The organism is uncultured Psychroserpens sp., assembly GCF_947503375.1.
Lineage (GTDB): Bacteria > Bacteroidota > Bacteroidia > Flavobacteriales > Flavobacteriaceae > Psychroserpens.
In genome coordinates, this window is the sequence record NZ_CANNDQ010000013.1 from 20,408 (window position 1) to 30,558 (window position 10,151).

Sequence of the window (10,151 nt, forward strand, 5' to 3'; positions counted from 1 at the left end):
CATTTTATTGTATTGTAAAAATACGAACCAATTCTTGCTAGACCATGCTGTTTAACGTTTTATAAACTAAATGTGTAGGTAGGCCTACAACATTAAAGTATGAGCCTTCGATTCGGGTTATACCTATATGGCCAATCCATTCTTGAATGCCATAGGCACCAGCTTTATCATAAGGTTTGAAGGTGTCAATATAATAATTAATTTCATTTTCGCTCAAAGTTTTGAAAGTCACTTTTGTTGTTGCATTGACTGTTTTTTGAGCAGTTACTGTGGTGAAGCAAACAGATGTAATCACTTCATGAGTTTTATTACTCATGTTTGATAGCATGTTAAATGCGTCATCTTTATTTACTGGTTTGCCCAAAGCGTTGTTATCTAGCCAAACGATCGTATCGCTAGTGATGAGTATGTCTTCTGGATTTAGCTCGTTTTTAAATGATATTGCTTTTAGTTGAGCAAGGTAGTCGCTAATTTCAAAATGTGTAAGTCGTTTTGGATATTCCTCAATTATTGGTTTTAAACGCACTTTAAAATCAATACCCAAATCTTTAAAGAACTGTTGACGTCTAGGTGAGCCTGAAGCTAAGATAATAGTATGCTTTTTTAACTTATCATTGATCATAAACAAAGTGAAATTATTTAAGAATAAAAGGGTATAATAACAAAGATAACATTCCAAAAAGCATTACGACTTTGTATGTAGTACTTATATGGCTAAAATGTATTTTGGTTTTTGCTCCAAAAATCTTTATGGTAGCATATAACATAGGTGCTAAGACAAAGACCAAAAAATAGCCTACTGCGATTTGTTGTTTGTAGAGGTAAGTTACTATAAAGTATATAATAGCTGCTAAAGGAAAGAAACTTACCGTAAATGCCATTTGTTTGGCGCGTTCACGTCCAAAAATGATAGGTAAAGTGTTCATTTGTGCCTTGTAATCTCCATTAACATCTTCAATGTCTTTTATCATTTCACGTACAAGATTTACTAGAAAAGCAAATATTGCATAATCAAAAAGAATATCAAAAAATAACTTCTGCGTGCTTTTATTTTCTGGTGTCATTACAGGTAATAAGTCAAAGATACCCACAATGAGTATACTTGTTGCTACTAATACTGAAATGATAATATTCCCAATAAACGGAGCCTGTTTCAAGTAGGAAGAGTACACATACAAAGAAGCTGAAATAAGAACGAAAATTGGGAAATAGGAGTTTTTACCTGTTTTGTATGATAAATAAAAACCAATACCAACGCCAATAATATTTAGCACAAAATATAAATTGTAGGCTAACTTTTCAGAAATAGTTGTGCCGATAAGCACTTTTTCAGGTTTGTTAATAGAGTCTGTTTCTACATCGTAAATATCATTGATGATATTTCCTGCTGCTGCTATTGATAAGGAGGCAGTAACTAATAAGAAAAAATTAAATAAATTCAGAGCTAGATCAATTTCAAAAGGCTCGAATAATGCAAAGCGTATAAGAAATTGTATCAATGCTATGAGCAATAGGTTTTTCCAGCGTACAAGATTAAAGAGGTTCAATACGTTGTAGTTTAAGATTAGTGTTTTATGGATTAATCATATTTTGCATCAAAATTCCCTTCCCATTTATCATGCATTTTCATTACTTGCTCAATAACATCCCTCACAGCGCCTTTACCACCATTTTTATGAGAAATATATTTGCTAATGGCTTTAATTTCCATTACTGCATCTTGAGGACATGTAGGTAGTCCTACTTCTTTCATTACTGGAATATCTGGAATATCGTCACCCATATATAATACATTTTCTCGCTTCAAATTGTGAGTGTTTAAATATTCATTGAATTGCTCAATCTTGTTATGAGCTCCAAGATATATATCAGTAATTCCTAAGCCTTCAAGTCTTTTTTGCACACCTAAATTACTTCCACCAGATATGATACATACTTTAAAACCAGCATCTATTGCGGTTTTCAATGCATAACCATCTTTTATATTCATACGTCTTAACATTTCTCCGTTGGTCATAATGGTTACCGTGCCGTCGGTGAGCACACCGTCAACATCAAAAACGAATGTTGTGATGTGTTTTAAGCAGGTTTTATAGCTTTTATCTTCCATGTGTTTTTTGTATTGAATCCGTAAGCAATTTATATATGGCTTGGTACTCTTTACTATCTAATAACTTTAAATGCTTTTTAATGGTTTTTTTGTCGTTTCGCTTTGCTGGCCCAGTTTGGGCTTTATAAGGTGAGACCTCTTGTACCTTATTTGCGGTTTCTAGAATCAAAGGTTTTAACATGTCAAATTCAGCACCTTTGGCTTCTGTGATTTCATGTGCAATTCTATAGAGTTGATTAGTAAAATTATTTACAAAAACAGCAGCTAAATGCAATGAAGCTCTTTGATCGCTATTAACACGTTTGGTATGATTGCTTATACTGGTTGCTAAAGTTTTTAGTAATAGATAATCTGCTTTTGTTAAAGTTTCTAAACAGATAGGTATTTTAGAAAAATTTACAGTAACAGATTTTGAAAAAGTCTGTAATGGATAAAACACACCACGTCTATTTTTCTTATCAATATCGTAAGGATTAACACTCCCAGAAGTATGAACCACCAAACGGTTTTCAAAAGGTAATTGAGAGGAAAGCTCGGCTATAGCATCGTCACTTACGGCTAATACATAAATATCAGCTTCGAAAAGCTGAGAGATGTCATCAGTGATATCGACTTCATTCTTAAAACTTTCAATAATTTTAATATTTCTATTATACCATTGTTTTACAGAAACTTGTGATGATTCACTAAAAGCCCTAAATAAATGTGTTGCAACATTGCCTGCACCTAAAATAATAACTGAAATCATACCGCTAAAATACAATAGAAATAATAATTATAAATCATGTTTTTTGATTTCATCATTTCTAATAAAGAATTACCTTCGTATAACGTGAAAAATGATATTCAAAATAGAGCCGATGTAAGTCTTCTTGTAACAGAATTTTACAAAAGAGTAAGAAAAGATAATGTCTTGGGTCCATTTTTTAATGATACTATTAAAGACTGGGACAATCATCTAGAGCACTTGACAACTTTTTGGGAGACAAGCTTATTCATGACAAAAAAATTAGAGCATAAATATCATGGAAATCCATTAGACGCTCATGTTAAAGTCGACCAAAAATACAATCATTCAATTACTGAAATGCATTTCGGGTTATGGCTAAATTTATGGTATCAAACATTAGATGAATTTTTTGAAGGTGAAGTCACAGATAATGCCAAGCGAAGAGCTAGAAAAATGGGCACATTCATGTATCTTAAGATTTTTGAAGCCAGATCAAAAATCTAATTGGTTTGCGCATTAATTTTAACAGATATTTGGACGTGTTTCTTTGAAATGAAACAAACTAAATTGGTTATCTTTGCACAACAAAAAAATATGCCATATTGCTATGCAAAAAAAACTTGCCAATATTCTATTTTCTACACGACTTACCGGTATTTTATTTATAGTTTTTGCAATAGCAATGATTACGGGTACTTTTTTAGACGCCAACCAAGAGACTTCACCAACACCTTTTACAAGATATTGGATATATAATGCTTGGTGGTTTGAGCTTATTATGGTACTCTTTACCATTAATTTTCTTGGTAATATTTTTAGATATCGATTACTTAGAAAAGAAAAATGGGCTACACTTATTTTGCATTTGGCTTTCATTTTCATATTCATTGGAGCAGGAATTACTCGTTACATCGGCTACGAAGGATGGATGCCAATTAGAGAAGGCGAAACGACAAATCAAATCTTAACACGTGATGTATATGTTACTGCTTACATTGATGGTGATTATGTTGTTAATGGCAAAGCACAACGAAAAGTTGTTAATGAGCGTGTAGATTTCTCAGAGCGTCTTAATAATGATTTTAAAATTGTTAGTGATTATAATGGAACTGAAGTGACCATTGAGTTGGAAAAGTTTATCAAAGATGCAGAAGAAGATATTGCGCCTAGTGATGAAGGTGAATCGTACTTAAAAATTGTTGAGTCTTCAGGAGGAGGTCCTCACAATCATTTTCTAAAAGAAGGTGAAGATCAACTCATTCATAACCTAGTTTTTACATTAAATAATCCTAAAAAGGGAGCAATTAATATTACCAATAAAGACGGAAGGTTATCAATACAATCTCCGTTTGAAGGGGATTATATGACTATGGCAACTAGAGCAACTGGAAAATTAGTAAAAGATTCCATACAGCCTTTAATACTGCGTTCTCGTTATCAAATAGCTAATTTGTCAATGGTATTTCCTAAGCCAGTGGTAAAGGGTACGTTTGAACTAGTTAAAAAATCTGAGTTATTGAGAAGTAGAGAAGATGGCATTGTAATGAAAGTTACAGCTAACGGAGAGGTAAAGCGCATGAATTTACTAGGAGGCCAATATGTAAGTGGTCAATTTAAACAGATGAATTTTGATAATATAGATGTGGCACTCAAGTATGGTTCTCTAGTTAAAGAGTTGCCTTTCAGTATTAAATTGAACGATTTTAATGCTGAGGTGTATCCAGGTACTGAGGATAGTTTTTCTTCTTTCGAAAGCAAAGTCACAGTAGTTGATGATGAAGTTGGTGATTTTGATTATCATATTTATATGAATCATATATTAGATCATAAAGGATATCGATTTTTTCAGGCTAGTTTCGACCCAGATTTGAAAGGAACTAAATTGTCAGTTAACCATGATCGTTGGGGAACTTGGGTTACGTATTTAGGATACATGCTTTTATACTTTGGATTGATGGCAATTCTATTTGATAAACATACAAGATTTGCAGATTTAAAACGAATGCTAAATAAGGTTAAGGCTAAGAAGTCTAAGGTAATAACAATGCTGTTTTTATGTTTTGGGTTATTGAGTTTTGCTCAAAAACATACTGAAAATGATGGTCATGATCATGGTAAAAATACTCTGATAAAAAAGCCAACTAAGGCACAAATTGATTCTGTTATAAGGGCTAATATTACACCCAAATTACATTCTGATGCTTTTGGTGAAGTCGTGATTCAAGATTATAGTGGACGAATGATGCCAATGAACACGTATGCATCAGAAGTTTTACGGAAGGTTAGCAAAAAAGACCATTATGAAGATTTTGATGCTAATCAAGTATTGTTATCAATGCAAGAGAGTCCGTTATTTTGGTATAATGTACCTATCATATATCTCGCAAAACGCAAAGCCGATTCTATAAGGCACATCATTGGTGTTGATGAAAGCAAAAAATATGTTGCACTTACAGACTTTTTAGAAGAAGATGGCTCTTATAAACTATCACCTTACTTAGAGGATGCATACAAAACACAATCGCCAAATGGATTTCAGAAGGAATTTAAAGAAACAGACCAACGTATTAATTTACTTTTTAATACGATTGAAGGTCGTTCTTTAAAAATTTTTCCAGTTCCAGGAGATGAAAAGAATACATGGATATCTCCTATAGATTATCAAGAGGAATATGAAGCTAAAGTAAATGACAGCATTTATGGAAAATTCATTCAGAATAGTTTTGGCTATTACCTTTCAGAATTATATAAAGCTAAACAAACAGGTAATTTTGAAACTGCAGATAAGCTCTTAGAAGGTTTTAAGAGAAATCAGAAAAAGCTAGGAAGTGAAGTCATGCTTTCTGATGAAAAGGTAAAAACTGAAATATTATATAATAAGTATGATATTTTTAAACGACTGTTCAGTTGGTACATGTATGCGGGCACATTATTATTCATATTGATTTTAATTCAAATTTTCAAATCGAATAATAAAATTGTAAACGCAAGCGTAAAGACTTTTACAGTTGTAATTGTTGGTCTATTTTTAGTTCATACAGGAGGTTTGATCGTTAGATGGTATATTTCTGGTCATGCGCCTTGGAGTGACGCCTATGAATCTATGATATATGTTGCATGGGCAACGATGTTCTTTGGTCTGGCCTTTGGTAGAAAAAGTATTCTAACTATAGCAGCTACCGCTTTTGTGACGTCTATTATTTTAATGGTAGCGCATTGGCAATGGATGGATCCTGCTATTGCAAATCTGCAGCCAGTTTTAAACAGTTATTGGCTTATGATCCACGTGGCTGTAATTGTTGCTAGTTATGGTCCGTTTACCTTGGGTATGATTTTAGGTTTAACTGTATTGTTATTGATGATTTTTACTACCAAGACAAATAAGGGAAAAATGTTACTCAATATAAAAGAACTCACTATTATTAACGAAATGTCTCTTACTGTTGGCCTTGTTATGCTTACTATTGGTAATTTCTTAGGAGGTATGTGGGCAAATGAAAGTTGGGGACGTTATTGGGGTTGGGATCCTAAAGAAACTTGGGCATTAATTAGTATTATGATTTATGCATTTGTGATTCACATGCGATTGATTCCTGGACTGCGAGGAAGATTTGGCTTTAATTTATTATCAATCATTGCATTTTCAAGTATCATATTTACCTATTTTGGGGTTAACTTTTATTTGTCAGGGTTGCATTCATATCAATCTGGTCAACAAATTTTGAGCCTTCAATATATTGCAGTAGCAGGTTTTATATTAGCTGCTATTGGTGTTCTTGCCTATATAAAATATACAAAGCATTATAAAAAATAATTTGATATTCACACACGTAATCTCACCGTAGTGTATTGTATTTGTTCTTCTATTGAAATACCTTTGAATTAGGTTAACCTTAAACATGATACAATGAAATTTTTAAAAGAATTCAAAGAGTTTGCAGTAAAAGGCAATATGATGGACATGGCTATTGGTATTATCATTGGCGCCTCATTCAATAAGGTAATTGATGTGTTAGTGAAGAAGGTCTTTATGCCACCATTATCATTAATGACTAACGGACTTAACTTTCAAGATAAAAAATATGTGCTTAGAGATGCCGTTATTGATGCTAAAGGAGGAGTTACCATCCAAGAAGTAGCTATAGAGTATGGAGTATTGTTTGAAACATTTTTAGATTTTTTAATTGTAGGCCTTACCATATTCATTGTTGTAAAAGCTATGAATCGTCTCAAAAGTAAAGCACAAGATCCAAAAAATGAAGTGGTAGCTACACCAAAAGATATAGAGCTATTATCAAAGCTTGCCGATTTAATGGAAGAACAAAACATGCTATTGAAAAATAAATAGGATGTCTAAAATAATTTAATTGACTGTACTCAGAAGGGAGCTTAATTTGTCGTAACTAATAGCATCAAAATTTGAAACTACTAAATCTGCTTTACTGTAATTTTGGTCTTCACTATGTAAACTGTCATAACCAACACAAAATATATTAGCAGCTTTTGCAGCAGCAATTCCATTGGTAGAATCTTCAATGACAAAACAATCTTTTGGCTCATAACCAGATAATTCAGCAGCTTTAATAAAGATTTCTGGATCAGGTTTTGAAGCTTTTAAATCTGCGCCACTAATTTTCGCAGTAAAATATTGATCCAAATCAAAGCGTTCAAATATTCTATTAATATTAGTCATAGAGGCCGATGATGCCAATACAAGAGACATCTCATGATCGTGATAATCTTTGATCAAATTCAATACACCATCTAAAAGTTGTAAAGGATTATCATTCTCAAATAACGTTTTAAAATGATGCCGTTTAATATCTACGAGTGTCTGAGGACCTACTGGTAATTTAAAATGTGTTATGAGTTGTTTACAAATCTCAATGGTAGATTGACCAGTATAGGAAGCATACAATGTGTCTGATACATTAATGTTTATATCGTTAAACATTTGGTAATAGGCTTTATGATGTAGTGGTTCAGTGTCAACAATAACACCATCCATATCAAATAAGGCGGCTTTAAACATGTAAGATATTTAGTTAGTTGATACGAATATATAGAAAAGCCTATTTATAATCAATAGATTTTGAAGTGATTAGTTTAGTTGCATTTAAGTCCGACAAAAGACCAAATTTTAACATTTTAACAAATCGTTTTGAATTTTAAAAAATATTATGCACTTTTGAACCTTATGATTGTTTAAGTCTACTTCCGAATATACATCACTAGTTGTTAGTGATTTCAATAATATCAAATGCTATCTACTAGTATTTGGTTATGTCTACTTTATAATTAACAATCATGTCAAAAACATATATTTCAATAAAACAATTGGTTACCTATCTGAAAATTGCAGTATCAGGTAAAGAACAAGATTTCACAAAAGGAAGCATTAGAAGAGCAGTATTTATGCTATCTATTCCTATGATCCTCGAAATGCTCATGGAGTCCATATTTGCAGTAGTAGACATTTTTTATGTCTCTAAAGTTAGTGTTAATGCAGTGGCAACCATTGGTTTGACAGAGTCTGTAGTTACACTAGTTTATGCTGTAGCTATAGGTTTAAGTATGGCTGCTACTGCAATAGTAGCAAGACGTATAGGCGAAAAAGATACCAAAGGAGCATCACAAGCAGCTGTTCAAGTAATACTTTTAGGGATAGTTGTTGCAGTAGTAATAAGTATTTTTGGAATAGTGTTTCCAAAAGAAATTCTTTCGCTAATGGGAGGAGATCCTGATCTTATTGCTGAAGGTTATGGGTATACTCAAGTTTTATTAGGAGGTAATGTAACCATTATGCTGTTGTTTTTGATCAATGCTATTTTTAGAGGTGCTGGAGATGCATCAATTGCCATGTGGGCACTAATTCTGTCCAACGGATTGAACATCATTTTAGATCCAATATTCATTTTTGGATTAGGCCCAATTCCAGCCTATGGTGTTAAAGGAGCGGCAATTGCGACAACTATTGGTAGAGGTATAGCTGTGGTATTTCAATTGCTGGTTCTATTCTATGGGTGGAGTAAAATTAAAGTTGGCTTTAAAGACATCGTATTGCGTGTTGCTATTATGCTTAATTTGATTAAAGTTTCACTTGGTGGTATTGGTCAGTTCCTAATTGGAACTTCATCGTGGGTGTTTTTAATGCGAATTATGAGTGAGTTTGGTAGCGAAGTCTTGGCAGGTTATACAATAGCTATTCGAGTCATGATGTTTACATTTATGCCAGCTTGGGGAATGAGTAATGCAGCAGCAACTTTGGTTGGTCAGAATTTAGGTGCAGAACAACCAGAAAGAGCTGAACAATCAGTCTGGAAAACCGGAAAATACTGCGCATATTTTATGGGGTTAGTTTCCATTGCATATCTCATCTTTGCACCAGAGATCATAGGTTGGTTTACCCAAGAGCCTAATGTAGTCGAAAAAGGGAGTCTTTGTTTAAGAATTATTGCCGCAGGTTATATTTTTTATGCGTACGGAATGGTAGTAATTAATTCATTCAATGGTGCTGGTGATACTGGTACGCCAACGATTATCAATTTTATATGTTTTTGGTTGTTTCAACTGCCATTTGCATACGTGATGGCCATTACTTTCGAATTTGGACCAATTGGTGTTTTTTTGGCAATTGTTCTAGCCGAAGTACTGATTTCTATTATGGCAATCGTATGGTTCAAAAAAGGGCACTGGAAACTCAAAAAAGTTTAATATACCTTATCAAGGTTACCAAAAAAATGGAGCAGTAGAATAACTTTCTACTGCTTTTTAATTCAAATAAATTGCTGAAAATCAAATAACAAAGAGAAAATCTGCGGTTTAACGAGTTTTTTATATATATGCCTACTGTACAAGTATTTTTACAGTTCCCTCATTTAACAGTTAAAACGATAACACTATTTCCCTCAAGTAGTTAAACTTATAACACTAACTACATGGCAATGAAAAAATATTACGTTTTACTTTATATTTTATTATCATTCGTATACTATGGATTCGGACAATGTTCGCCTGATATAACTAATCCTGTAACCCCAATTTTATCTGATGTTACAGCCGAATGTTCAGTTACAGTAACATCTCCTACTACTACTGATTTTTGTGATGGATTAATTACAGGTTCTACTGCTGATCCGTTAACATATAACGTACAAGGTACGTTTGTAATAAACTGGATGTTTAGTGATATAAGTGGAAACTCAATTATTGTTCCTCAAAATGTCATCATACAAGACAATACGAATCCAACAGCGATATGTCAAGATGCGACCGTAGTATTGGATGGCTCAGGCAATGGAAGCATCACCA

Annotated in this window: 10 protein-coding genes; 5 read left to right on the forward strand and 5 right to left on the reverse strand. The window is 33.0% G+C overall.

Annotation, left to right across the window (positions count from 1 at the left end; genetic code table 11):
- Nucleotides 1-37: 37 nt before the first annotated feature.
- The 4 genes from Q0876_RS15160 to Q0876_RS15175 are packed head-to-tail and all read right to left on the reverse strand — an operon-like array spanning nucleotide 38 to nucleotide 2,858.
- The gene (locus Q0876_RS15160) at nucleotides 38-622 is read right to left on the reverse strand and encodes a Maf-like protein (protein ID WP_299229570.1); all 585 of its coding nucleotides are present in this window, start codon (nucleotides 620-622) and stop codon (nucleotides 38-40) included.
- A gap of 13 nt (nucleotides 623-635) precedes the next feature.
- Nucleotides 636-1,547, reverse strand: a complete 912-nt coding sequence (locus Q0876_RS15165) for a geranylgeranylglycerol-phosphate geranylgeranyltransferase (protein ID WP_299229573.1) — start codon at nucleotides 1,545-1,547, stop codon at nucleotides 636-638.
- Between the two features lie 32 nt (nucleotides 1,548-1,579).
- Nucleotides 1,580-2,110: an HAD family hydrolase gene (locus tag Q0876_RS15170; protein ID WP_299229576.1), complete on the reverse strand. Its 531-nt coding sequence runs from the start codon at nucleotides 2,108-2,110 to the stop codon at nucleotides 1,580-1,582.
- Nucleotides 2,100-2,858: a Rossmann-like and DUF2520 domain-containing protein gene (locus Q0876_RS15175; protein ID WP_299229579.1), complete on the reverse strand. Its 759-nt coding sequence runs from the start codon at nucleotides 2,856-2,858 to the stop codon at nucleotides 2,100-2,102. The genes Q0876_RS15170 and Q0876_RS15175 overlap by 11 nt, the downstream gene beginning before the upstream one ends.
- A gap of 36 nt (nucleotides 2,859-2,894) precedes the next feature.
- On the opposite strand from Q0876_RS15175, the gene Q0876_RS15180 reads away from it, so the two are divergent.
- From Q0876_RS15180 to mscL, 3 genes are all read left to right on the forward strand, one after another.
- Nucleotides 2,895-3,344 (forward strand): group III truncated hemoglobin, encoded by a 450-nt coding sequence (locus tag Q0876_RS15180; RefSeq protein ID WP_299229582.1) that lies wholly within the window; start codon nucleotides 2,895-2,897, stop codon nucleotides 3,342-3,344.
- Nucleotides 3,345-3,447: 103 nt separating this feature from the next.
- A complete protein-coding gene (gene ccsA / locus Q0876_RS15185) occupies nucleotides 3,448-6,654 on the forward strand; it encodes a cytochrome c biogenesis protein CcsA (RefSeq protein ID WP_299229585.1) in 3,207 nt (1,068 codons plus the stop codon).
- A gap of 93 nt (nucleotides 6,655-6,747) precedes the next feature.
- Nucleotides 6,748-7,188, forward strand: coding sequence for a large conductance mechanosensitive channel protein MscL (mscL, locus tag Q0876_RS15190; protein WP_299229588.1), 441 nt, complete (start codon nucleotides 6,748-6,750; stop codon nucleotides 7,186-7,188).
- Between the two features lie 15 nt (nucleotides 7,189-7,203).
- Here mscL and Q0876_RS15195 read toward each other — a convergent pair whose 3' ends face one another.
- Nucleotides 7,204-7,872, reverse strand: coding sequence for an HAD family phosphatase (locus Q0876_RS15195; protein ID WP_299229590.1), 669 nt, complete (start codon nucleotides 7,870-7,872; stop codon nucleotides 7,204-7,206).
- 275 nt (nucleotides 7,873-8,147) lie between these two features.
- Here Q0876_RS15195 and Q0876_RS15200 point away from each other — a divergent pair, with 275 nt between their 5' ends.
- Together Q0876_RS15200 and Q0876_RS15205 are read left to right on the forward strand one after the other, a co-directional pair.
- Complete coding sequence (locus Q0876_RS15200) at nucleotides 8,148-9,554, forward strand: MATE family efflux transporter (protein WP_299229593.1); 1,407 nt, start codon at nucleotides 8,148-8,150, stop codon at nucleotides 9,552-9,554.
- Nucleotides 9,555-9,784: 230 nt separating this feature from the next.
- On the forward strand, nucleotides 9,785-10,151 hold a 367-nt coding region (locus Q0876_RS15205; RefSeq protein ID WP_299229596.1), incomplete at its 3' end, for a hypothetical protein.